Consider the following 23,420-nt stretch of genomic DNA (forward strand, 5'->3'; position numbering starts at 1 on the left):
CGACCTGGTCGGCACCCGCCTGACGAATGCGTCAGCGGCGCCAGATCACAGCAGAGGTGTTGTTCGCGTCGAGGGTCACATCGCCGCTCCAGGTCAGGAACGACTGCTGGGGACGGTAGTCCTGGCCGAGGAAGAAGCCCCGGTTGATGCCGGTGACATGCACCGTGGCGCCCGTGTCGGTGCCGACGACCACTCGATGGACGCTCACCTCGGCGATGTCCTCGGCCTTGGTGCCGGCCGGCAGCTCGACCGTCGTGGCCGCGGGGAGGTCGCGGCTGATCGACCAGGTCGGATCGACGTGGTGGGACAGGTAGACGGTCTGGCCCGAAACGAGGCGCACACCGAGCGAGACTCCGACCCAGGACTCACCCGTGTTGGCCGGCTCAGTGCTCTTCTTGACCACCGCATACAGGTAGTTGCGCTGGTCGCTCATGTCCGGCGTGAACTGCGTGGACGCCGACGGAGCCTCGACCTTGTGCTCACGGAGCATCTCCTTGGCCATGATCTCGTAGGTCCACGGGTTGACGTCCATCAGGTACTCACGAAACTGGCCGGCCGGCAGCGTCTGGAGAGTCGAGAGGAAGAAGCGCATCGGGTCGTCGACGACGTCGCACATGTTGTTGTTCGACGTGCAGGTCTCCAGCAGGGCGTGATCGCCCTCGTACCTGCCGCTGAAGTGCAGCGTCTCGTGGTTGGAGGCCTGGTACGTGTCTCTGCCCGCAACCTGGTTGCCGTACTCGTCGACCTCGACGGAGTAGATCCACTCGATGTCGGTCGTGCGACCCCAACGAGCCATCAGCGCCGGGGTGTTCGTCCCGCCGTCCTCGTTGCTCCAGACGACCGAGTAGGTGAGGATCTGGTGACCGGGTGTGGCCGCCGGGGCGACCTCATGCCATGCGATGAGCGGCGTGTCGGTCGTCGCGTTCTGGTACGGGCTGCCGAGGTCGGTGACGCCGCGCCCGTAGACGACCGGTGCGTAGCGCAGCACCAGATACTCGGGGCTGTCAGGGGCGTAGGTCGTGACCCGCAACGAATCCACAAGAGCGGAGGTGGCGGCCGCCGGGGAGCGCTCGTCGGAGAAATGCAGGCGCAGGATGTGCACGCCCGCCTTGAGGTGACCGAGCGCCAGCTGCCGGTGAAGGGGCTGCCCGCCGGAGACGACAAGGTCGGTGGCGTAGTGTCGGCCGACGGAAATGGAGACCACCGCCGACTCGGCACCCGCCACGGCCCAGTCGGTGCCCGGCGCCTCGGCGTTCAGGTCGATGACGGCCTCGCCTGATCTCGACACGACGACCGGCACCCGCACATCCGGGTGATCCCGGCGCACCTGGATGTGTCTCGAGTGAGAGCTCTTGCTCGGCAGTGTGTCTGCCGTGGCCGGCGCGGCCAGTCCCGCCACGGCCATGAAGGCGACGACCGGCGCGGTTATCAGTTGGACGACTCGCATCAGATTTCCTTGATCGAAGGGAATCCCTCACGGGCGGTCAAGGTGGTGCGGTGTGACCATGCAACGTGACCCGCGAGCGACACTGGGCAGCGGCAGGTCTAGTGGGCGAGATTGACCGGGCGACGAAAATCTGGGGTCATTTCGCCAAAGGGCCTGGAAGTTCGCCGATTTCCGTCCCGTCGGCGGAGCTGTACCACGTGCTCACGCACTGCCATCGTTCACCACATAGGGTTACGGGTCAGGATGGCGATGCCCACGGCGCGACGCACGGAGGGCATCACGGCTGGGGGTACAGCGGAAGGGGTGTGCCAGTACGGACCGTTGAGGTGCGCCCTCACCTACTGACTCCCCGCTGCCACGGCGCCGTTTGACACGGCAGTACGGAGCCAACCGGCAAGCGCGGAGAAGTCATCGTCGGTGAGGCCGTCCTTCGGATCCACGCGGTGAAGCAGCGATGGTTCCGGGTGCTGTGCCGCGATCCAGAGGCGGTCCATGGCGGTGATCTCGTCGTCGACCCAGACGAACGGTCGGTGGCCGGCCCATTCGACCAGGTGGCGGGTCTTCCAGTGCAGACCGCGTGGGCCGTCGTCGTCGGATGGCTCCGGCCACTCCACCACAGGCAGGCGCGGTAGTCCGATCCGCGGGGCTACGAACACGTTCGCGTCGTCCATCCATGTCGAGGCCCACACCAGGTCGCACCCCAGCGCCATCAGGCGCGGCCCCACCGTGGGGTCGAGCCGCCCCAAGAGGGGATTCTCCTGATCAGGGAGCTTCTCTGAGCCGGGAGCAGCGGCCTGAAGCCGACTGGGCGACGACCCGAACGGGATCAGTGGTCCGTCTACGTCCAGAAACAGGAGAGTGCGCTCCGGTGAGCCGGTCATACGGGCACGATAGCCCTGTGAGGCGCAGAGGCGGCCCCGGGCATTCTGCCGTGCTCGTCGTGCCCAGTCACGCCGATCATTCGAGGAACCACCCGCAACCAAGGTGGCGAGCACGGCACCAGTACCCCCTGACCGTCTCTCCTCGTCAGGCGCCGTTTCGCGTGGCGCAGGGGTGGATTTTGAACCCACGCCGGCCAGCGCCACGACGGCTTTCAAGACCCTGTGCGACTGACTCGTCTACCGAGAGCCCGCCGTCGCACGCCCCTGGGAGGTCCATTCGTCGGCGAGGAGGCCAAGGACGACTTCATCCTTGAATGCGCCACACACCCAGGCCGCGTGCCGCAGCGTGCCCTCGATGACGAACCCCGCACTCCTCGCAGCCGCGATCATCGCTGCGTTGTCGGCCAGCGTCTCCACCTGCAGTCGCTGCATACCGCGTACCACGAAGCCGTACTCGCACAGTGTGCGGACGAGGTCCGAGCCTAGCCCACGCCCCCGGAAGGAGGGGAGCAAGGAGAGCCCGAGGTGCGCCGCCCTGTTGTGCGTGTCGATGCCCCACAACGCTGCCGCACCGGCCAGGGCCTGCGTTTGGAGCTCCACCACCGAGAACGAGGCCGCCTCCTCCGACAGCTCAGTGACCGAAAAAGGTGAGTCGGTTCCGGCGGCTATGGGCCGCCAAGGACGAGGATCGGTACCTGACCGGACCGCCACGTCGTCGTAGAGCTCCTTGTGAAGGACTGCCACGTCCGCCTCGTACCGGGCCCGCAGCCCGATCTCTTTACCGCGTATCACCTGGTATGAGTACCGCACACGCAGGTGCCGATCAAGGGATTTCCCGACCGCCGCCGAGCACAAAGGCGACAGCGTCCACCACGCCATGCTCGGCATCGCCCGCCTGCTCAACCTCACACTCACCGGATGACAGCCGTCCGGGAAACGGATGGGCCGCCGTCACGCGGAACGCGGGCCTGGGCAGGTGCCGCACATGCCGCAGGTCCGCGGGCGCCGTGGCGCCCGCGGACCCGGGGTGTCGAGCAGCGGTCGGATCAGTAGGAGAACTGCTGGATCTGGCTGCCGTCGCCTGCGTACGTCCAGCCGGTCCGGGTTCCCGGGTCGAGCTGGACGGCGCGTTCGTGATGGCTGTCGAGCCGGCCGTTGTAGGAGCCGAACTGCGGGTACTCCACGCCGGTCACGGTGCCCACCGTCTGACCTGTCTTCAGGTCTACGACGACGATGCGGCCGGTCGCGTTGTTGTCGGTGAAGCCGTACTGCTGAAAACCACCCATCGGCTTCAGGTCCGGAAAGCGGAAGGCGAACAGCCCCAGTTGGTGCTCACCGTCGACGGCGAGCGCGACAGGCGCTTGCTGCATTCCGAGATTCACCGGGTCCCCGCTGGGCAACTGCCCGAAGTACCCGGTGCCGGCAAAGTTGACGCTGAACGAGTGGTACCACGTTTCGTAGAGGTTGCCCTTCTCGTCGGAGGCGAGGTTCCCGGCGCAAGGCGTTCCCCCCTGGCTGTGGGTGACCGTTCCGTTGTCCAGGTCGACCGCGGCCACCGTGCCGGACCCGATCGAGGCCAGGCAGTTGATGGTGCTCCCGGTCTTCTGCGCGGAGAAGACGCCGGTCGACTCGTCCACGTCCAGCAGGCCGTAGGTGGTGCGGCCGTCCGGGGTGGGATCGAGCTGAAGGGCCGTGCCCAGTGCACCGGTTGCCGTGTCCACGGGGAGCGCGAAGCCCGCATGGTCGCTCGAACGGTAGGCGAGCACCGCTGCGCGGTTTCGCTTGGTGTCCACGCGTCCGCCCGTCACGACGTACTGGTCGTCGACCCGGACGGGGCTGCCGACCGCGTCGCCGGTGCTCGTGTCGTAGGTCTCGAGCCACTGCTCGCCGGTGGTGGTCTGCTTGTGCAGGAGGAGCGTGTGGTGGGCGGAGTCGACGCCGAACACCTCGTAGATGGAGCCGTACGCGGGGTCGCTGGTCAACTTGCGCCCATAGGTTCCGGTGGCGGCGTTGTAGTCGTACACCGAACCTTCACCGGTGGGGCTTTCGACCGACGCGACGGACGTGCCGCCGGGGACGATCGCGAAGTTGGTCAGGTTGGTGCCGTCGGGAGCCAATCCGTCGTCGTATGCCAGCAGCGACGTCGGCGAGGCCTGGCCGATGGTCTTGCCGTGCCGGTCGACGGCGAACACCCGCAGGTCGTAGGCGATCGACGAGGGCAGCTTGAGGGCGAGGGCGTCGAGTTCCACCGTGCCTCGCGTGCCCTTCAGCGACCGGTCGAGCATGGCCGGGCTGTTCACCCCGTCGTGGTCGCGGACGGTGCCGTTCTGGTTGCTGACCAGGTTGTACGAGTTGTACATGTTCGGTCCGGGCGCGGAGAACTCCAGCAGCGTGCCGGTGGCACCCTCGACCCGCGATACGTCGTAGTGCACCGAGAACCGCGGTGAGGACCGGCCGATCTCCAGCAGGTGCCCGAACTGTCCGGATGCCTTCGCCGCCAGAGACGGCGCCGCCGGGCGTTGCGAGGGGGCACCGCCGTCGACCCGGAGGGAGGCGAACTCGCCGTACGCCGCGGCACCCCTGGCGCCGCCAGTGGGATTCTGGACGATACCGATCCCGTAGATGCCGCCGCCGGCGGAGAAAGCGCCGGCCGGGACGGTGACCGTGCCGCGAAGTCCCGTGAGCGGAGCGGTGTAGGAGGCGGAGAAGATGGGCGCCGCCGCGGGGTTCCAGTGGCCGACTCCCGACACGACCAACTGGGGCGAGTTGACGTTACGCACTCCGGTGAGGTCGTAGCTCACCTGCACGGAGTGCTCCGCCTTGACCACGGGCTGGACCACAGGCGCCAGGGCCTCGGCATAGCCCCCGTCGGTGGGACCGAAGGTCAGCTCGTGGCCGGCCGAGGCCAGCACCTGGTGGCCGCGGCGTACCTCGAAGGTCAGCGAGACCTGACGGTCCGTCGTAGAGACGACCGGCAGTCCGGCCGCGGTCAGCATCTGGCTGGGTGTCAGCCGGATGGCCGGCACATCCGAGGTGAACTCGTGACTCCCGATACGGAGTGCGTAGCCGACGCCCTCCTGGTCGGGCAGGCCGGTCACGTCGGCGCCGATCGTCACCGGCCCGACCAGGCCCTCGCCGGTGGCGCCGGCGCCCGTGCCCGGTCCGGCCAGGTCGATGCGTCCGGGGTCGGTGGCCTCTAGGAACGTGCCACCGAGCCCGCCCGTGGTCTGGCGATGCGCCACCGAGACCCGGACTATCCGGGGCGTGCCCGTGCCGGCGTGGCTGCCCTGTGCCTTGGCCAGGACCGCCTGCACAGCGGCTGTGACGTCGAGCTGCGGGCCTACGTGCAGCGGCTGGTCTATCTGCGGCGGGGTGGCCACGGCCCGGCCGGTGCGCTCCAGCAGCGAACGGACGTCATCGGGCGACGGGTGCTGCCCGGTCAGCCGGGATGCCTGCAGCACGACAGCGGCAGCGGCCGCGATTTCGGGCGCGGACGCCGAGGTTCCTCCGCTGAGGACCTCCGCCACGGACTGGGCGCTCTGGCCCTGGTGCTCGAAGGCGGGGATGCCGTCGCTGGGCGCCGAGACGTCCACGCGCGTGCCGAATCCCGAGGAGAAGATTCCGGAACCGTTGAGCCTGGTGGTCGCCCAGGTCCCGTTGGCCGACGCGGCTCCGCCGTTCTGCGGCGGAACGGACAGCGTGTCGTCGGTCGTGGTACCGCCGGCGGCGATCGCGCCGGAGTCCAGCACCTTGCTGGGCGTGGTCGAGACCTGGTCGTCGTCGATCCGGGTGGTCTCGGCGGCCTTGCGCGTCACGTCGGTGGCGGTGCTGCCGCCGTCGGGGCCGACGGCCGCGTTGGTGTAGAGCCTGGTCCCGTCGTTCGACGAGACCACCACGGTGATGCCGTACTGCTTCACGATCGACGCGATCACGCTCTGCTGGACCGGGTCGTCCTCAAGGTAGCGGCCGGGGAACCCCATGGCGTCCGTGCCGTAGCCCAGGCTGGCGGTGATCACGTCGGGGCGCGGCTGCTGCCGTGCGGCGGCCAGCAGCGCCACCGCGATCTGGCTGAACGTCGGCTGCTGCGGGACGACGAGCCGGTACTTCGCCCCCGGGGCGATGCCCAGCAGGTCGGAGTACCCGCTGCCCTCCATGCCCGGGCGCTGCAGTTCGTGCGGAAGCGGCGCCATCACGGAGAAGTCGAGCAGCACCTCACCCAGTGCGGAGTCCTGCCCCTGGGTCGAGCCGGTCGCGTCGAGTGCGCCGGTCGCGTCCGCGGTATAGGTGGGGATCAACGGCATCGTGGGGATGTCCAGGTACCGCTGCCCGTTCTGGACGACGGTTGTCGGCCCCGCTGTGCCCAGGTTCGGCGTCGACGCGTCGGTGAGGTCGCCGACCGAGACGTTGGTGATGGTCTCGCCGGTGCCGGGCAACTGGTCGAACTTCTGCTTGAGCACGCTGTAGGCGCCTGTCGCATTGACGCCACCGGCGTTGAGGAAGCTCTGCATCGACGTGCCGAGAGCCGCGTTGCCGGGCACACCGTCGGAGCCGGTCGCACGGCTGCCCTGCCCCTTCGCCGACGAGCCGGCCTTCCCCGCCGTGGCCTTCAGCGAGGAGGGCAGCGGCACGGAGCCGGTGTTCATCGGGGAGACGGTCTGATCGGGCTCGGCGTAGACGACACCGGGTGTGGCGGCCAGCGCCCGGGCAGCCGCCGCAGTGTCACCACCGGCGAGCTGGACGACCTGGACCTTGGACAGGTCGATCGCCCCGGTGCCCAGCTTGGCCTTGGCGGCCGAGCGCAACTGCTGGGCCTGGGCGGTCGGGAGACCCGGCACCAGGGGGCGCATGGAGACCGCGTGGGCACGGTGGAGCGCGGTGTTGACCGTGGTGTCTGAGGTCAGCGGGGTACGGACCTGCAGATTGCGCTGCTTGCCCAGCGACTTGCCCGTCACCTGGGTGGCCGAGCCGAGGACCACAAGCACCTGGTGAGGGCTGTTCTTCGCCGACTGCGCGGGTGTGGGCTTCAGGAACGAGCGCCACGGACCGAGCGCTGAGGATCCGGGTGTGGAGGGCGAAGCGACCCCCGCAGACGTACCTTTCGCACCGGAATCGGCCGCCGTCGCTCCGGTGGCCGTCGCGTACTGCACTGGTGTGCCGAGCAATACGGCCGCGCTGGCTATGGTGACGACGCCGCGAGCGATCGCTCGTCTCCGCCGTTTCATGGGCACTCCACTTCTTCTTACGCACGAACTCGGAGGAAGCACAGAGAAGGCGCCAGCCCCCGAACAGCGCCCACGCTGGTGGGGAATCTTTCAACGTGGAAAAGCCGGCACAAGATGACGAGGGTGGCGGACTTCCGTCAACTGGCGAGAAGTCGCCACCGAATCGACGAAATTGCGCGGTATTTAACATGCCGGGTATTGACGGCGGAATCAGAGTGACTCCAACACATGCCTGCCGCCTGCCGCGGTGAGCGCCCGGGGTCGGCAGACGGCGGCAGGGACGGCTCGCGACGCGGATCCGGCCGCAGGACTCACCGCGCCGCACCAACTCCCGACGACGGCCCTCCGCGGTGGCGTTCACGCTTGCCGCACGGGCGCAGTAGCGGTGGCGAGCTCCCCGGGTACCGGCTGCGGGGCGCACGAGCAGATGGGCCCACGTCGACGTATCCGATCCTGGCCGGCCCCTGCTGCGGGTCCTGACCCCGACGACATCGCCTCCACGTCGCCGTCGCCGGGGTCTCGTTCTGCGACGTCGGGGCATGGCGCGGCCTGCGCCTCCACTGGGCCACGGGATGTCCGAGCCGCCGATGACGTTCACCGTACGTCGCGGCGAATGCTGGGCCATCACCTTGCTGGGGTTCAACTGATCGGAGCTTGCATCGATATGGCGGAGCCCCCGTCGGCGAGCCGAGGCTGCAGGACGGAGGCCTTTACGATCGCCGGAGCTGGCGCTGGCGCGTGGATCCGGGTGCGGCCCGCGGAAGGCCCCACCCGGCGGGATGTCGCGATGTTACGGGGTGGGCAGGGTGTTGGCGTGGACGCCGACGTCGACGGTCTGCCGGCCCACGCTGCCGTTCGGGCCCTCGGCCTTGATCCGGTAGTACCCGGCCCGGGTGAAGGTTGTGACGAACGAGGCCCAGCCGTCGGTGAGGTTCACGGTGCTCGGGAAGTTCGCGGGCACCGCTACGGCCCCAGGCGGGGTGATCGTCAGGGTGACCGGCCCCTTGGCGGCGGAGTCGAGCGAGAGCCCGCTGCCGTTCGCCTCCAGGTAGAAGGTGGCCTTGGAGTTCAGCTTGGGGATCGGGGCGTGGGAGGTGTCCTTGCCGCCCCGGAAGGCCCCAGATCTAGAGCTCGACCGCCCCCCACCCGCCATCCGAACTTGACACTCAATCCCCGGAGCACGGCCTCGAGCATCGGCGACACAGGACGACGAGCTGATGGATATTCAACTCAGGCTGTGATGTGCTTCCGGCTGGATGCTCCGGGGCGTTCAGAAGGAAGGCCTCCCGCTCGGTCCTCTTCGCCTGGCCTGTCACGGTGACTGCCCAATACCCTGATCAGTGCGCGGAGTTCCCGTAGTCCGGCGCCGAAGGGAGAGATGCAGTCCATGGGCGAACCGGCCGAGTCGGCACCAGTCAAGCGCCTGTACTTCGGCCACGAGGACGCCGAACGTGACATCGCCAGTGGCCTGCTGCGCGCGGGCTTCGTCCGCACCACGGCGTACGACGCGGCGCTGTCGGGGCGGAAGATGCTGATCCTCGGCCGGAAGGGCTCCGGTAAGAGCGCGCTCTGCATGCAGCTGGCCGCCGGTGGCCATCCGGGCGGCACCGTGCTGATCACCCCGGACGACGCGGCGGGCGACGAGATCCGCCGGTTCGAGTTGCAGGGCGTGACCGGTGATACGGCCAAGTCCCTGATCTGGCGGTACGTATTCGCCGTGCAGGCGGCCCGGCACCTGGTGGAACACGCCCGAGTGCACGGCCGGCGGCAGCCCAGGGCCGTTCGCCGTCTGCGCAAGTTCCTGCACGCGAACGGCGAGTCGCTCCAGGACCGGCTCTACGACCGGCTCGCCACCGGGGCGCGCGGACTGCAGACGTCGCTGTCCCTGGAGGTCTTCGGTGTCAAGGCCGGTCTGGACGTGGCCGGTTCGACCACGGAGGGCGCTCGGGCCACTCGGCAGCTGGAGGTGGTCGAGCAGGGGGTGGCGGACGCCTTCGACGCGCTCGGCTGCGTGGACTCCCACGGCCGTCTGCTCCTGCTCGTGGACCAACTGGAGCAGGTGTGGTCCAGCGATCCTGACAGCCACGCCATGGTGATCGGACTGCTGCTGGCCGCCAAGCACATCGCGGCCCGGTACGGCGACTGGATGCGCTGCCTGCTGTTCCTGCGCTCGGACATCTACGACATGCTCGCCTTCGGCGAGGGCGACAAGTTCCACGGCGACGAGCTGCGTATCCACTGGACCCTCGAGGACCTGAGCGGGCTCGCCCTCGCCCGGGCGCGCGCGTCCGCCGGGCCCGAACTGACGCGGGATCAGCTGTGGGGCGGAATCTTCCCGCACACGGTGGACGGCAGGGACACCGTCGAACGACTCCTCGGCACCTGCCTTCCGCGTCCCCGCGATGTCATCCAGTACCTCAACCTGTGCCGTGACACGGCGGTCGAACACGACCACCAGGTGGTCACCGAGGCGGACATCAACGAGGCCACCCGGCAGTTCTCCCAGTGGAAGCTGCAGGACCTGGCGAACGAATACCTGGTCGCCCACCCGTATCTCGGCCGTTTGCCGCTGCTCTTCGACAACGCCGGCTATGTGGCCACCCGGAGCGCGATCGAGGAGCGGTTCGCGGCGTACGCGCCGACCCTCCACAGCACCTTCCCCGCGTACACCGAGGCGCTCACGCCGTCCGCCGTGATCGACACGCTGTTCGCGGTGAACTTCCTCGGAGTACGGCGGGGCGGCGACGTGGTCTACGTCAGCAGCGGCAAGCTTCCGGTACAGCCGCATGAGACGGAGTTCCACATCCACCCGTGCTTCCGTCCCGCACTGGGGTGCACCCAGCCGACCGCGTTGCGCTCCTTCCACCCTGGCTTGCTCTCCCCTGATGGATCTCCGCCACCCTCGTGGGGGTCGCCGCAGAGCGGTCACCGCTCGGCCGGTTCGGCGGCGGGCCCACCGGTGGGGCGGGACTTCGCGCTGCTCGACCGGCTGTCGAGGTCCTGCGGTTCCGTGCAGGCCGCCGTGGGGCGGGCCACCAGACTGCCCGACGACACCCGGGCGCAGGTGCTGTGGCAGTTGACGCGGATGATGGGCCACGCCCAGGACGGCCTGCTCCGGCTGCGCTCGGGACGCCCGGTCGACACCGGCGTCCTCCTGCTCGATGCCGCACGTTATTTCACGCTGCTGGCCGGGCAGTTGCGGGCGAGTCATGTGGAGGACGACGGCAGGGACAGCGTCGCGTGGAAACTGGACGACGAGGCCGAACGGTTGGTCCGCGCGGTGGGCGGAAGCACGGGCGGTTCGGGCGACTTCCACAGCTGACGGCTCGTCGGCACATTGCTATCGTCTGGTGGCATGACGGTGATGATGTGTTCCGGGGGATGTCCCCGTCTGCTGTCCGTCTCCAGGATCGCGGGCGGCAATCCGATTGCGGTGAACGATCCGGAGAATTGGGCAGTGGTGTTCTGGCACTGCACGGCCTGCCCCGGGTACTACTGCGACCGCTGCGTGACCCAGACCGGAGGCGCCGTCCCGCGCTGCTCCAGGTGCGGTTCGGTGATGTCCGCCCCGGACCTGGACCAGCTGCACTGAACAGCTCGGCTCACCAGTCCCCTTCCCACTCCGATTCCCGGGCCGCGGCCGCTCGTTCCAGTTCGGCCCGCACCCCCTCGGGCCGCAGCCAGCCGTACCCGGCGCGTCCCAGGTTCCGCAGCAGGGTGGCGACATCGTCCTCGCCCCACGCCGGAGGCCCGGTCCTGGCCAGCCGGGACGTCACGGGCCCGAGTCCGAGGGAAACGTCGCGGGGCGAGCCCTGCTCCTGCTGCCATCGGTAGCGGGTGCGCAGGTCGAGGAAGGCGTTCAGGTACGGCCGGGCCCCCTCGTCCCAGTCCGCGGGCAGCCGCGGCTCCAGTTCCCAGTCGATCTCCCATCGCCGCAGGGTGCCGTCCGTGCCGCCGGACACCGCATACCGGCCGTCGGCGCTCAGGTGGACGGTCGTCACCCAGTTGGTGTGTTCGGCGAGCGTACGCAGCCTGCGTCCGGTCCGGAGGTCGAGCAGGCGTACGGCTGTGTCCCAGTTGGCGGCGAGCGCGAAGCGGCTGTCCGCCGAGACGGTCACCGCGGTCATGACGTTCGCCCATCCGTCCTCGGTCGCGTGCTGGTCGGCCACGTGCAGCAGGCGGCCGTCGGCGATGTTCCACACCCGTACCCGCCCGTCGGAGTTGGCGGTGACCGCGAGTCGGCCGTCCGGGGTCAGCCGGGCGTCAGAGACGATGTCGGCCTTGAGGACCGTCGGGTTCACATTCGGCTCGTGGAACTCGCGTACTCTCAGAGCCTGTTCCAGGTCCCACAGCATCACCAGGTCGCCCCGGCCGCCGGAGAGCACCAGCCGGCCGTCCGCGCTCGGGCACAGGGCGTGTGTGGCACTGCCGTGCGGCCGGTACTGGGCGAGCAGCCGGCCACCGTCGAGTTCCCAGCAGCGCACCGAGCCGTCGGCGCCGCCCGCGAAGGCCACCAGCCCGTCCGGGCTGAACCGCACGCTTTCGATCCGGCCGCAGTAGCCGTCGATCACCCGCAGACATCGCCCGTCGGCCAGGTCCCACAGCCGTACGGTGCCGTCCGCACCGCCGGACAGAGCCCGCCGCTCGTCCGGGGCGAGCGAGACGCACCGGACATCCCCGGCGTGCCCGGTGAAGGTGCGCAGCGGGCGTGCGGCGTCCAGGTCCCAGAGCCGCAGTCCATCCAAGTCGGCACACAGGGCCCGGCGGCCGTCGGCCGTGGCCTCGGCCTGATACACGTGCGAGCCCACCCGGACCGCTCCGGCCGGCCATGCACCCCGCACCCCGACGCGCACACAGCACAGCGACAGCAGGTGCCAGGCGGCCAGCACCCGTTCGTCGCGCTCATGCCCCGGCAGCGCCCTGGCGTCGGCGACCAGACCGATCGCATCGGCGTAGTGGTCCCGCCGACGGGCCCTTTCGGCCGCCTCCAGCAGCCGGTCCACACGGTCCTGGTGCAGGGCCAGTTCGCCGTGCGAGCGGGGGCGGCAGATCTGATACGGAGCGGTGTACGCACCCGGCGCCGGCAGCTGCCACAGCCGTACGGTGTCGCCGCCGGTCAGCGCCCGGCGGCCGTCGGCGCTCAGGGTCAGCGAGGAGACGACTCCCAGGTGCGCCGGGACGGTCCACAGGCAGCGTCCCCGGGTCAGGTCCCACAGACGCAGGGCGCCGCCGACGGCACCGGTGACGGCGTGCCGTCCGTCCGGCGCGACCGCTGCCGCCACCGTCCCCCGGGGGTCCGCCCTCATGGCGCGGACGCGCTCGCCGGAGGACAGGTCCCACCAGATCAGACCGCGGTCGCCCCCGGTCAGGGCGTGCCGTCCGTCGGGGGCGAGCGCGGCGGGCGGCTCATGGCAGCCGTCGAGCGTGCGCAGGCACCGGCCGGTCGTCAGGTCCCAGACCCCGACCACGTTCCCGGCGCCGACCAGCAGCGTGTGCCCGTCCCCGGCCAGGGCCAGGGCCCCGACGGAGGCCGGATGGCGTGCGTCGCGGCGGGGCGGTTCGAGCACCCGCAGACAGCGCCCGGTCGCGGTCTCCCACCAGCGCACGGTCCCGTCCCACCCTCCGGTCACGGCGGTCCGCTGGTCCGCGCCGAAGACGCAGGACCGCACCGAGCCCGTGTGCCCGGCCAACTCGCGCACAATCCGCCCGGTGCCGGTGTCCCACAGCAGGACCCGGCCGCTGTGGTCTCCGGTGAGGGCCCGGCCGCCGTCCGCCGTCAGGGCTACCGCGTGAACGGCTTTCTCGTGCCCGGCGAACTTGCCCAGGAGCCGCCCGGATTCGGCGTCCCACAGCAGCACCTCGCCCTCCTCGCCGCCGGACAGGGCACGCCGGGCGTCCGGGGTGAGCGCGACCGCGTGCACGAACTTCTCGGTGCCGCACAGCGTACGCACCAGCCGTCCGGCGGCCGTGTCCCACGCAGCGGACTGCGCCGCCTCCAGAGCCGCGGCCACCTCCACGTCGTCCGGCGCCGTCCGGCGGGCCCGGGCCAGCGGCGGCAGCGCCGCCTGAGGGTCGCCGCGCTCCAAGTGGACTGCGGCAAAGCTCAGTTCGGCCCGCCATCGGCTCCCGCTGTCCGCGCTCTCCAGTGCCGAGGACAGCCTCGCCAACAGCATGTCGTCCGCGGTGTCGCCGGAACGCCAGCGCAGCAGGCCCAGGTTGTGCACCGCCTCCGGGTGCTGCGGGTCGGCCTCGTGCGCCTCGGCCAGCAGCGCCTCCGCGTCCGTGCTCCGGCCCAGGTCCAGCAGCGACATGGCACGGTTGGTGAGTTCGTCGGCGCGCAGTTCGGCCGCGGTCGGAGCCCGGCGGTGGTAGGTGCGGCCCAGTTCGGCCGCGTACACCGCGGTCAGTTCGGCCGCCACCGCGGTCATCCATGCTGGGCGTCCGGCGCGGTCGTCGTGCAGGCAGCGTTCCAGCAGCGCGGCAAGCCGGCCGGGCAGTGACGGCAGCGGTGGCGGGGGCGGCGGGCTGAGGCGATACGTCGCCAGGGCCGGTCCGGCCGCGGGTCCGAAGCCCCAGGTCACCTCGCCGGTGAACATCTCCAGGATGCTCACCGCCAGGCTGAACACATCCGTACGACCGTCCAGCGGTGCCCCACGCACCTGCTCGGGCGAGGCATAGGCAGGAGTCAGGCCGCCCTGGGTCAGCAGCGCGGTGGCGGCACTCTCCGCTCCGCCGGACGGGACGCCGTCGAAGGACACGGGCTGCGCGTCGGCACCGAAGCGGCGGGCCCTGGCCAGCCCGAAGTCGGTGATCTTCGCGACGCCGTCCGCGCCGAGCAGCACATTGCCGGGCTTGACGTCCTGATGGACGACACCGCGCTGATGGGCGTGCGCCAGCCCCCAGGCCATCTGGACGGCGATGTCCAGCACCCGGGCCAGAACCTCCTCGGGCGACCCCCTGTACAGCCGCCGGTCGTCGATCCATGCCCGCAGGCTGCCGCCGTCCACATACTCCGCGAAGACTCTCGGTACCCCGGCCACGGTGCGTACGTAGTGGCAGGCGCACACATGCGGATGCAGCCCCAGGTCCACCCAGGTCTCGGCCTCGCGGACGAACCTCTCCCGGTCCGCCCGGCCGCGCAGCAGCTCCGGCCGCGGACTCTTGACGGCCAGGTCGACGCCCCATCCCAGGTGCCGGACCCGGTGCACCAGCCCCATGCCGCCCTCACCGTGTACCGCGGTCACGTCGTACAGGCCGAGCACCCGCTCACCGACGCGCCAGCCCGAGCCGTTTCCCCGCGTCTCCCCCGCCAACACCGCGTCTCCTTCGCCATGTCACCCACCTCAACGCTACGCGCTGGTACGGGTCGTGACACGTCCGTCGCCACGCCGGGTCTCCCCGCTCCAGCGAAGTCCCCTCGGGGGTGGTTGTCCCACACCCGCGCCGCCCGAGCCGCGCAGTGGGGCTTGTCTTTGCCTCGAACGTCGGCCCGGGCCGGGGCGGTTGAGGCGAGACGGTCCCTATTGCACCACTGCGCCCTCGCCATACGTAGCCCCGCGCCGGGCGAGCCCTCCCGTCAGTCCCACTTGGTCCGCCGACCGAGGCAGCAGCACCGCCCCCAGATGCCCCATCATCCCCTTCCAGCCTCAGCCAGAGTCCGACAGAGGACCGGATCCCGAGCAACAGTCAGCGATACGCACGGTGGGCGCTTCGCTGCGACGGACGGCGGCATTGCCGGACGCAGCCCAAGGTCGCACCGCAGGGCACCCGCGCCACCCATCACGGCATGTCGAATGCAGATGTGACCGGGCCGGTGGAGCAGCACCCGCCCTCAGGGATGAGCGCGTCGAGGGCCTCAGTGACGGGTCGAGAGCTCCGCCCGCGGCGAGCGCAGGTGTCGTGGACCTGGTAGAAGCAGAAGAGGCCTGAGGGGCGGGTGCGGGTCGTTGTCCGGGCAGGGGCGCCGGGTCGGCGAACCCGCTGTGCCTTACGCCGTCGCCCTTGCCTCTCTCCAGATATGAGCATATGCTCCTATCTGTCGCCAGGACGCCTGCTGCCTACCGACTACTGCAGCAGCCGGCGCCTCGGTGGACCGGGAGCCTGCCTGGCGCCCAGCGGGGTCTGCCGCCTGAAGACCCGGGGCTTCCGTTCCTTATGCATCGATATTCCAGACACACACAACACCACGAACCTGCCTAGTGCGCATTTCGAAGGAGTCATGTCATGACCGTCGTGAAAGCCGCCGCCGTCCAGATCAGCCCCGTGCTCTACAGCCGTGCGGGCACGGTCGAGAAGGTCGTGCGCAAGATCCGGGAACTTGGCGAACAGGGTGTCCAGTTCGCCGTCTTTCCCGAAACCGTCGTTCCCTATTACCCGTACTTCTCCTTCGTGCAGCCGCCCTACGCATCGGCCAAGGAACACCTGCGCCTGCTCGAGGAGGCGGTGACCGTACCGTCCGCCGAGACGGATGCGATCGGCGAAGCCGCCCGGGAAGCGCACATGGTCGTCTCGATCGGCGTCAATGAGCGTGACGGCGGCACCATCTACAACACGCAGCTGCTGTTCGACGCGGACGGCACGCTGATCCAGCGCCGCCGCAAGATCACGCCGACTTATCACGAGCGGATGGTCTGGGGCCAGGGCGACGGTTCAGGCCTGCGCGCAACGGACAGTGCCGTCGGCCGCATCGGCCAGCTCGCCTGCTGGGAGCACTATCTGCCGCTGGCGCGCTATGCCTTGATCGCGGACGGCGAGCAGATACACGCCGCGATGTACCCGGGCGGCTTCGGCGGCCCGCTGTTCGCCGAGCAGAACGAGGTCAGCGTCCGCCAGCACGCGCTGGAATCGGCCTGCTTCGTGGTCAACGCCACCGCCTGGCTCGATGCCGACCAGCAGGGCCAACTCGCTCAGGACACAGGCGGCCCCGTCGAGGCGTTCTCCCGCGGCTTCTTCACCGCCATTGTCGACCCCGAGGGCCGCGTCCTCGGCGAGCCGCTCACCTCCGGTGAAGGCGAAGTCATCGCCGACCTGGACTTCGAGCTGATCGACCGGCGCAAGCGCCTGATGGACGCGCGCGGCCACTACAGCCGCCCAGAACTCCTCAACCTGCAGATCGACCGCTCGGCGGTGGCCAATCTCCACGAGCGCGGCACGCACGTTGCGGCCCGGGCCGGACGGGCGATCGAAGAAGACCGTCCCACCCAGGACCGGTGAGGCGGCAGTGCGCAGGGTCCTGACTACGGTTCGAGTAAAGGAGACTTTGATGTCCATGAAGAACAAGGCGCTCGCTGCGGCGGCGGTGGCGACCATGGTCGGTGGCTTCGGTGCGGCGGGAGCGCTCTCCGCGAACGCAGCCACCCCGGAGTGCGGTGACAGCTGCATCCAGATCTACAGCGCCAAGTTCGGCACGTCCGAGCGGCCCAACCTGGTCGAGACCGTGTATCGGGGGGTGGCGAGGGTCGGCCAGCCCACCGTGATGTACCCCGTCAGCACGTCCGATGCGGCCGGGGACATCGTCGGCCACCGCGCGGGCCAGGTGTCCGACTTCTACAAGGACGGCCTCGTGTCCGCCGAGGTGAACAAGCACTACGGCAAGCTGCGCGCAGTAGAGGTCGAGTACGCGCCGCACGGCAAGCGCACCGGCCTGTGTGCGGGCCTGGCTCACACCGCGTACCAGGACGAGGGCCTCACCCTGCAGAAATGCGGCGTGTCCGCCAAGACCGTGTGGATCATCGACACCGCGGACTCCCCCACGACCCTCTCCCAGGGGCACTTCCCGCTGGTCAGCGGCTCGACGACGAACTTTGCCCACCCCTACGCGATGACCTTCACGCACAGCTCGTTCCGGCACGGCGGCCACGAGCGCGGCGATCGCCGGATGGCGGTGCCCTCGCAGATCCGGGTCGACAGGCTGATGGGCAACCCGTCCCACGTGCCCGACGGCCAGCTCTGGGGTACGACGAAGTAGAGCGCCTTCCTGGAGCGCTGATCGGCTCTGCTGTGGCGCCGCCCTGCCGGGGCGGCGCCACGGTCGCGTTCGGCATCCGATGCGCGAGCCCGTGGACGGCCGCTGCCCGGTCGGAGACGGGCCGGTTGTATGGCACACCATCGCCGCCCGTGAAGACGCCGGCGCCGAGGAATCAGCCCGTGGACGGCCGGGCGGCGCGCCTGACTGGCTCCAGGGTGACGAGCGCCTTGACTGCCCCGCCCTTCGGTGCCGACCACCCATTTACGGCTGCTCCTCGATCCGGGCTGAGCAGCGGTCATCAGCAGCCGCAGCCGTCCGAGCGGCCAAGGGCGTGACGACCGGGCGACACGCCTCGGGCGTCCGTTCCCCGACGCCAGGCCCGCATGGACGACCCCATTGCGGCGCACACGTCCCGTGCGAAGGCTCACACTCTCTGAACGGCGAGGGACCATTGGACCCTAATAGAGATGTGGTCTATTTTGGAAACTCCCAAGCCACACCCGGGCCGCGAACCCCACGGCCCGCGCCTCGAAGAACTGCTAGGAGCACGAGCAATGCCTCTCCGTGGTGAGTACGAGCCGAGCGCCACCTCGTGGGTACGCGACCAGGTCGCGCTGTACGAGGCCACCGACGGCGAGGAGGGCGGCACCTTCCTGGACCTGCCGGTCATCATCCTGACCACCATGGGCGTGAAGTCCGGCAAGGTCCGCAAGATGCCGCTGATGCGGGTGGAACACAACGGCTGCTACGCGGTGGCCGCCTCCAACGGTGGCGCTGACCAGCACCCCGCCTGGTACCACAACGTGGTCGCCCATCCCCTCGTCGAGGTGCAGGACCGGGCAGCCAAGCAGGACATGATCGCTCGCGAGCTTCACGGCGAGGAGAAGGCCGAATGGTGGAAGCACGCGGACGCCGCCTACCCGCCCTTCGTCGAGTACCGGGCCGGGACCGATCGGGACATCCCGCTCTTCGTCCTGGAGCCGGTCACCGACGCGCGCTGACCGCCTCTCACCCGCGTGGGGCTGCCCCTCACTCCGCACGACTCCTGCCGGTGCCCACAGCCGCCTACAGTGTTTGGCCCGGCACAACAACAGGAAGTACAGACCATGGCTGAGGAAACCTCACGTCCCGCCGACGCTTCCGGAGTGTTCCGGATCGGCGGCAGCCTGCCCGTCAACCGGCTCGGATACGGAGCCATGCAACTGACCGGCCCCGGCGTATGGGGGGCGCCGAAGGATCCGGAGGAGGCTGTGCGTGTGCTCCGCCGGGCCGTCGAGCTGGGCGTGAACTTCATCGACACCGCGGACTCCTACGGCCCGTTCGTCAGCGAGCAGCTCATCCATACGGCACTGCACCCCTACCCGGCGGACCTCGTGATCGCCACGAAGGGCGGGCTGTCCCGCTCGGGCCCGGACGGCTGGCGGCCGCTGGGCCGGCCCGAATACCTGCGACAGCAGACCGAACTGAGCCTGCGCCACCTCGGCGTGGACCGCATCGACCTCTACCAGTTGCACCGCATCGACCCCCAGGTACCGCTCGCCGACCAGGTCGGCGAGCTCCGCCTGCTGCAGGAAGAGGGAAAGATCGGCCACATCGGACTGTCAGAGGTGACGGTCTCCCAGATCCAGGAAGCGCGCACGATCGCGGACATCGTCTCCGTGCAGAACCTGTACAACCTCGCCGATCGCCGTGCCGAGGATGTACTGGAGTACACCGAGCGGGAAAACCTGGGCTTCATCCCGTGGTTCCCGATGGCCACCGGCCAACTGGCACGTCCCGGCGGCCCGCTGGACACGCTTGCCAAGACGTACGGTGCGAGCCCCTCCCAGCTGGCCCTGGCCTGGCTGCTCCACCGCTCCCCCGTGATGCTGCCCATTCCCGGCACCTCCCGCGTGTCTCATCTCGAGGAGAACACCCGGGCCGCGCAGATCACCCTGCGCGACGCCGAGTTGCAGGCGCTCAGCCAGGCCGTGTAAACGGCGGCCTGGCCGTGGCCGGTCACCAGCCCGGCGTATGACCGCCTGGCTCGGCAGATCATCACCGGGGTAGGACGAGAGACGCCGGCACGCTCTTATTGGCGCCACCTCGCCGACATCATCGGCCTCACCGCGAACAACGCGCAGCCGCGCACCTGACGACGTCGGCAGCCGCTGACCGATCCGCCGCTCGGCGGGCGGAGGCGACGGGGTGGTGGTGATCCCGGGCCGGCGCCTCGGGGTAGACGTGATCCCGGGCGACCGCCCAGGCGTCGGCCGAGCCGGCCAGAGCGGCTCGACCGGCGACGAAGGCCGCGGCCTGCTCCGCGACGCGCGCCCCGAGGTGTTCGGCAGTGGCGACGTCCGAGCTGTGCACCGTGTCGACTCCACCGTCCAGTGGGGTCTGCGCGCCGGCGCCGGTCCAGAAGCCGAGCCGGTTGAGGTCGTCCTCGCCGGCCTCCAGGGCGTTCCAGCCCGGGGCGAGGCCCAGGCTCACCCAGATCATGCGGTGCTGTGCCGCGAAGGCGGCGAGGAACGTCAGCGTGTTCAGCTTGTCACCACTCTTCGAGGACGAGTTGGTGAAGCCGGCGGCAATCTTGTCGGCCCATGCCCCGTCGACGAACCGACGGCCCGTGGCCTCTGCGAACGCGTGAAAGCCGGCGGACGCACCGCCCATGTAGGTAGGCGTTCCGAAGATCACGGCATCGGCGGCGTCGAGTTCGCTCCACTGCTCATCGGTGATGGCATCCACCGGAATGAAGGCGACCTGCGCACCGGCCTTCTCGGCACCCCGCTGTACCGCCTCGGCCAGGACGGCGGTGTGACCGTAGCCGGAGTGGAAGGCGATGGCGATGCGCGGCTGCGGGGGGACGTGCTGGGACATCAGACATTCCTATCCTTGGAGGGCTGGTTTCTAAAGTAGACCATACCTCCATTGGAGGTCTAGCCTGTGGTGGAGTTCATCCAGAAGCCAGTCGACGCGCGGTGGGCATGGCGACGGCGAAGGCCGCGGCTGTAGCGGTGCCTGACGATTGGGCCGGTCGCGTCGGCGTCTCGCGACAGGGCTGTCACAGAATTCAAGATCGCTTGACCTCGTCCCGGACGGAAGAGCAACAGTGTCTCCACGGATCTCCTGAGCGGCGGTGTGTGCGCTCGGTGAGCCGGACGGGACCAAGAGGGGGAGTTCACGTGACCGCGACCTGCGTCATTCTCGACATCGGCGGAGTACTGGAGATCACGCCGGACACGGGGTGGGTGCAACGGTGGGAAGACCGGGTCGAGTTGCCGTTGGGCACGGTGAATGACCGGATGCGCGACGTATGGCGTGCTGGAAGCGTCGGAAGCATCAGCGAACGCGAGGTGCACGAGCAGGTGGCAACACGCCTGGGTCTCGACACCTTCGATGTCGATGCCTTCATGGCTGATCTCTGGGCCGAATACCTGGGGACGCCGAACGAGGAACTCATCGCCTACGTGCGGGGGCTACAGGGAATGTGCAGGCTGGGCATCCTGAGCAACAGCTTCGTCGGTGCCCGGGAGCGCGAGACGGCGCTGTACCACTTCGACGACCTGGTGGAACAGATCATCTACTCGCACGAGATCGGCGTCGGCAAACCTGACCCGCGAGCCTTCGAGGCCGCATGTGCCACCTTGGACGTACGCTCGGAGAACTGTCTCTTCATCGACGATGTCTCCGTCAACGTCGAGGCCGCCCAGGCGGCGGGCATGCAAGCGCATCTGTTCGAGGACAACGCCCGGACGATCACACGCGTCGCAGCTCATCTGGGCGCTGGGCCCCGCGTTCCAGGGCACGTCCCGCTCGGATGACAGCGGCTTGACCTATACCCCGCACCCCGGGCTGTCGCGGCTTGCCGCTCGGGCGAGCTGACGCTGCGCGTCGATCGGACGGGCGAACTCCTCGAGCATGGAGGTGTATCCGTGCCATAGGTTGCGAAGCGAGTGCTCAGCAGCTTTGGCGGGCGCCGCCTCGGTGGCTGTATCGAGGTCAGCGCCCTGGGCGGCGTAGAGATCCTGGATGAGCCGGGCCACATCCTCCGGCCGCTTGCGCTGGGTGAGCGACGCGTGCAGATCACGGAGCAGTTGTTCAACCATGGGCGACGGCATGGGCTTTACCTTGTCATCGCCGCGAACACGTCTCCACTGGTTATTTGTCCACGGCGGGCTTGCGAGCTGCCTTCTCGGCCACGCCCTCGAGCCGGCTGCGGTAGTTCTGCCACCACGTCGAGTCGCCGGGCCCCATGCTGGTGTTGCCCTCGTTCATCCCGACAGCACCGTCGATCAGTTCTCGGACGATGTCGGCGTGCCCGGCGTGCCGTTGTGTATCAGCGATCACGCGCACCACGGCATGATGCAGCGTCACTTCGTCCCTGTCCTTGGGCCACCACGGCACCCTGCCGATCGTTTCCAGCCCCACTGCGTCGATCGTCGCGTCCGCGTGCGCCCAGGCACGGCGGTACAGCTCCACGATCTGCTCGCGTGACTCGTCGGCGGTGGCCCACATGTCCGCGTTGGGCTCAGCACCGTCTTCGAGCCAGGGCAGCGGCTCGCCGGACGGCCGTCCGAAGGTGTCGCCGAGATAGCCCAGCTCTACGCCGGCCACGTGTTTGACCAACCCGAGGAGGTTGGTGCCGGTCGGCGTCAGCGGGCGGCGGATGTCGTACTCCGAAAGACCTTCGAGCTTCCACAGCAGGGCATCACGGGCGGACTGCAGGTAGAAGTGAAGGTCAGCTTTGGGATCCGGTGCGGTCATGAGCCCAGTCTCGCGCCTGAACGATCTCTGTCCACGCCTTTTGCGAGACGGGAACGAGCGATGCCTCGCTCTGGACGCCGTCGTCAGAGCCTCTCGGCGGGCGGTTCGCGTCGGACTGTCCGACTGCGGATGTCCGGCGACATCGCCGAGGAGCAGAAGCGCTCCGCGAAGCGTGGACGCAACGGCAGCCGCAACGTGGAAGCACTCGTCATGATGCGCTGCGTCCCCCAGGAGAACTCCGTCATCTGACCCACCGGTGCCCCTCGCCCATCGTGCTGAGACCGGCCAGGCCTTCCGCATGTCCGAATCCGTGGGTTTTACGGCCGACTGCACACATGACCGGGATCGCGGAATGGGGAGACCCTGGATGCATACATCGCCACCGATCACAGAACCGATTGGAGTCCCTCATGAGCGAGATCATCGCTGGCGTCACGATTCCCGACACTCCCGTTGTCACCGATGCCACCGCCCTGATCAGGGAGACGACCACTCCTCTGATTTTCAACCACTCGCGGCGGGTGTTCATCTTCGGCAGCCTTCAGGCCCGCAAGCTGGGTCTGAAGCCCGATCCGGAACTGCTGTACGTCGCTGCGCTGTTCCATGACACGGGCCTGGTGCCGCCCTACCGCAGCGATGACCAGCGGTTCGAACTCGACGGCGCCGACCAGGCCCGTGCGTTCCTGCTGAAGCACGGCTACTCCGCCTCGGACGCCGATCTCGCATGGACCGCCATCGCCCTGCACACCACTCCTGAGGTCCCGTGGAAGATGGCACCGGAGATTGCGGCGACCACTGCGGGCGTCGAGACGGATGTCCTCGGAATGCGCCTCGACAATCTCAGTGAGGCGGACATCGCCGAAGTGACGAAGGCTCACCCCCGCCCCGATTTCAAGAACCAAATCCTCCAGGCGTTCACGGACGGTTTCAAGGATCGTCCGGACACCACCTTCGGCACTGTCAACGCCGATGTCCTGGAGCATTTCGTTCCCGGTTACCGGCACATCGACTTCGTCGAGGTGATTCAGAACTCGGCGTGGCCGGAGTAATTACAAGATGACTCGGGGCACCCGCCTGGTGCCCCCAAGACCGCCGGGCACGGGAAGCGCTCATGGCTGTCCCGTGACTGCCGGCCCCGAGCCCTCCTCGTCCTGGGC

16 protein-coding genes and 1 pseudogene are annotated in these 23,420 nt (G+C 69.1%); 8 read left to right on the forward strand and 9 right to left on the reverse strand.

The features are described from left to right. Nucleotides 1-31 precede the first annotated feature (31 nt). From ABZ904_RS09895 to ABZ904_RS09915, 5 genes are all read right to left on the reverse strand, one after another. On the reverse strand, nt 32-1,447 hold the full coding sequence (locus ABZ904_RS09895) for a hypothetical protein (protein ID WP_361822309.1): 1,416 nt from the start codon (nt 1,445-1,447) through the stop codon (nt 32-34). A gap of 338 nt (nt 1,448-1,785) precedes the next feature. Beyond that, a complete protein-coding gene (locus ABZ904_RS09900) occupies nt 1,786-2,328 on the reverse strand; it encodes an HAD domain-containing protein (protein WP_361822312.1) in 543 nt (180 codons plus the stop codon). Between the two features lie 237 nt (nt 2,329-2,565). Beyond that, a complete protein-coding gene (locus ABZ904_RS09905) occupies nt 2,566-3,216 on the reverse strand; it encodes a GNAT family protein (RefSeq protein ID WP_361822314.1) in 651 nt (216 codons plus the stop codon). 158 nt (nt 3,217-3,374) lie between these two features. After that, a complete protein-coding gene (locus ABZ904_RS09910; protein WP_361822317.1) occupies nt 3,375-7,550 on the reverse strand; it encodes a hypothetical protein in 4,176 nt (1,391 codons plus the stop codon). 790 nt (nt 7,551-8,340) lie between these two features. After that, nucleotides 8,341-8,703 carry a hypothetical protein gene (locus ABZ904_RS09915; RefSeq protein ID WP_361822320.1) on the reverse strand — a complete coding sequence of 121 codons (363 nt, stop codon included), beginning with the start codon at nt 8,701-8,703 and terminating at the stop codon, nt 8,341-8,343. Between the two features lie 234 nt (nt 8,704-8,937). On the opposite strand from ABZ904_RS09915, the gene ABZ904_RS09920 reads away from it, so the two are divergent. After that, nucleotides 8,938-10,872, forward strand: a complete 1,935-nt coding sequence (locus ABZ904_RS09920; RefSeq protein ID WP_361822323.1) for a hypothetical protein — start codon at nt 8,938-8,940, stop codon at nt 10,870-10,872. A gap of 33 nt (nt 10,873-10,905) precedes the next feature. Next, nucleotides 10,906-11,142: a hypothetical protein gene (locus ABZ904_RS09925; RefSeq protein ID WP_360992426.1), complete on the forward strand. Its 237-nt coding sequence runs from the start codon at nt 10,906-10,908 to the stop codon at nt 11,140-11,142. Nucleotides 11,143-11,152: 10 nt separating this feature from the next. Here the strand turns inward: ABZ904_RS09925 and ABZ904_RS09930 are convergent, their stop codons facing one another. Then, entirely contained in the window at nt 11,153-14,863 is a 3,711-nt protein-coding gene (locus tag ABZ904_RS09930; protein ID WP_361822326.1) for a serine/threonine-protein kinase, read from the reverse strand. 910 nt (nt 14,864-15,773) lie between these two features. Between ABZ904_RS09930 and ABZ904_RS09935 the strand changes: the two genes are divergently transcribed. The 4 genes from ABZ904_RS09935 (at nt 15,774) to ABZ904_RS09950 (ending at nt 19,493) form a co-directional block, all read left to right on the forward strand. Then, on the forward strand, nt 15,774-16,763 hold the full coding sequence (locus tag ABZ904_RS09935; protein ID WP_360992420.1) for a nitrilase-related carbon-nitrogen hydrolase: 990 nt from the start codon (nt 15,774-15,776) through the stop codon (nt 16,761-16,763). A 49-nt stretch (nt 16,764-16,812) separates the two neighbouring features. Further along, nucleotides 16,813-17,517 carry a hypothetical protein gene (locus ABZ904_RS09940; protein ID WP_359391837.1) on the forward strand — a complete coding sequence of 235 codons (705 nt, stop codon included), beginning with the start codon at nt 16,813-16,815 and terminating at the stop codon, nt 17,515-17,517. Nucleotides 17,518-18,071: 554 nt separating this feature from the next. Then, the gene (locus ABZ904_RS09945; protein WP_359391836.1) at nt 18,072-18,518 is read left to right on the forward strand and encodes a nitroreductase family deazaflavin-dependent oxidoreductase; all 447 of its coding nucleotides are present in this window, start codon (nt 18,072-18,074) and stop codon (nt 18,516-18,518) included. A gap of 105 nt (nt 18,519-18,623) precedes the next feature. Continuing rightward, nucleotides 18,624-19,493, forward strand: coding sequence for an aldo/keto reductase (locus tag ABZ904_RS09950; RefSeq protein ID WP_361822331.1), 870 nt, complete (start codon nt 18,624-18,626; stop codon nt 19,491-19,493). A 283-nt stretch (nt 19,494-19,776) separates the two neighbouring features. Here the strand turns inward: ABZ904_RS09950 and ABZ904_RS09955 are convergent. Next, nucleotides 19,777-20,376 (reverse strand): annotated as a pseudogene (locus ABZ904_RS09955) (flavodoxin family protein); the annotation flags it as partial. A 305-nt stretch (nt 20,377-20,681) separates the two neighbouring features. Between ABZ904_RS09955 and ABZ904_RS09960 the strand changes: the two are divergent. Further along, nucleotides 20,682-21,320, forward strand: coding sequence for an HAD family phosphatase (locus ABZ904_RS09960; RefSeq protein WP_361822334.1), 639 nt, complete (start codon nt 20,682-20,684; stop codon nt 21,318-21,320). Nucleotides 21,321-21,332: 12 nt separating this feature from the next. Here ABZ904_RS09960 and ABZ904_RS09965 read toward each other — a convergent pair whose 3' ends face one another. Together ABZ904_RS09965 and ABZ904_RS09970 are read right to left on the reverse strand one after the other, a co-directional pair. Continuing rightward, the gene (locus ABZ904_RS09965) at nt 21,333-21,617 is read right to left on the reverse strand and encodes a hypothetical protein (RefSeq protein WP_361822337.1); all 285 of its coding nucleotides are present in this window, start codon (nt 21,615-21,617) and stop codon (nt 21,333-21,335) included. Nucleotides 21,618-21,657: 40 nt separating this feature from the next. Then, on the reverse strand, nt 21,658-22,263 hold the full coding sequence (locus ABZ904_RS09970) for a DinB family protein (protein WP_359391832.1): 606 nt from the start codon (nt 22,261-22,263) through the stop codon (nt 21,658-21,660). A 410-nt stretch (nt 22,264-22,673) separates the two neighbouring features. Here ABZ904_RS09970 and ABZ904_RS09975 point away from each other — a divergent pair, with 410 nt between their 5' ends. Beyond that, entirely contained in the window at nt 22,674-23,312 is a 639-nt protein-coding gene (locus ABZ904_RS09975) for an HD domain-containing protein (RefSeq protein ID WP_359391900.1), read from the forward strand. The last annotated feature ends 108 nt before the right edge of the window (nt 23,313-23,420 follow it).

Source organism: Streptomyces sp. NPDC046900 (assembly GCF_040644975.1).
Taxonomy (GTDB): domain Bacteria; phylum Actinomycetota; class Actinomycetes; order Streptomycetales; family Streptomycetaceae; genus Streptomyces.

What these genes read in the sequence shown, in the direction of transcription:
- ABZ904_RS09965 (WP_361822337.1), bottom strand. Translation starts at nt 21,617, where the DNA reads ATGCCGTCGCCCATGGTTGAACAACTGCTCCGTGATCTGCACGCGTCG.
- ABZ904_RS09920 (WP_361822323.1), top strand. Translation starts at nt 8,938, where the DNA reads ATGGGCGAACCGGCCGAGTCGGCACCAGTCAAGCGCCTGTACTTCGGC.
- ABZ904_RS09910 (WP_361822317.1), bottom strand. Translation starts at nt 7,550, where the DNA reads ATGAAACGGCGGAGACGAGCGATCGCTCGCGGCGTCGTCACCATAGCC.
- ABZ904_RS09975 (WP_359391900.1), top strand. Translation starts at nt 22,674, where the DNA reads ATGAGCGAGATCATCGCTGGCGTCACGATTCCCGACACTCCCGTTGTC.
- ABZ904_RS09900 (WP_361822312.1), bottom strand. Translation starts at nt 2,328, where the DNA reads ATGACCGGCTCACCGGAGCGCACTCTCCTGTTTCTGGACGTAGACGGA.
- ABZ904_RS09970 (WP_359391832.1), bottom strand. Translation starts at nt 22,263, where the DNA reads ATGACCGCACCGGATCCCAAAGCTGACCTTCACTTCTACCTGCAGTCC.
- ABZ904_RS09895 (WP_361822309.1), bottom strand. Translation starts at nt 1,447, where the DNA reads ATGCGAGTCGTCCAACTGATAACCGCGCCGGTCGTCGCCTTCATGGCC.
- ABZ904_RS09950 (WP_361822331.1), top strand. Translation starts at nt 18,624, where the DNA reads ATGGCTGAGGAAACCTCACGTCCCGCCGACGCTTCCGGAGTGTTCCGG.
- ABZ904_RS09915 (WP_361822320.1), bottom strand. Translation starts at nt 8,703, where the DNA reads ATGGCGGGTGGGGGGCGGTCGAGCTCTAGATCTGGGGCCTTCCGGGGC.
- ABZ904_RS09940 (WP_359391837.1), top strand. Translation starts at nt 16,813, where the DNA reads ATGTCCATGAAGAACAAGGCGCTCGCTGCGGCGGCGGTGGCGACCATG.
- ABZ904_RS09945 (WP_359391836.1), top strand. Translation starts at nt 18,072, where the DNA reads ATGCCTCTCCGTGGTGAGTACGAGCCGAGCGCCACCTCGTGGGTACGC.
- ABZ904_RS09935 (WP_360992420.1), top strand. Translation starts at nt 15,774, where the DNA reads ATGACCGTCGTGAAAGCCGCCGCCGTCCAGATCAGCCCCGTGCTCTAC.
- ABZ904_RS09925 (WP_360992426.1), top strand. Translation starts at nt 10,906, where the DNA reads ATGACGGTGATGATGTGTTCCGGGGGATGTCCCCGTCTGCTGTCCGTC.
- ABZ904_RS09905 (WP_361822314.1), bottom strand. Translation starts at nt 3,216, where the DNA reads ATGCCGAGCATGGCGTGGTGGACGCTGTCGCCTTTGTGCTCGGCGGCG.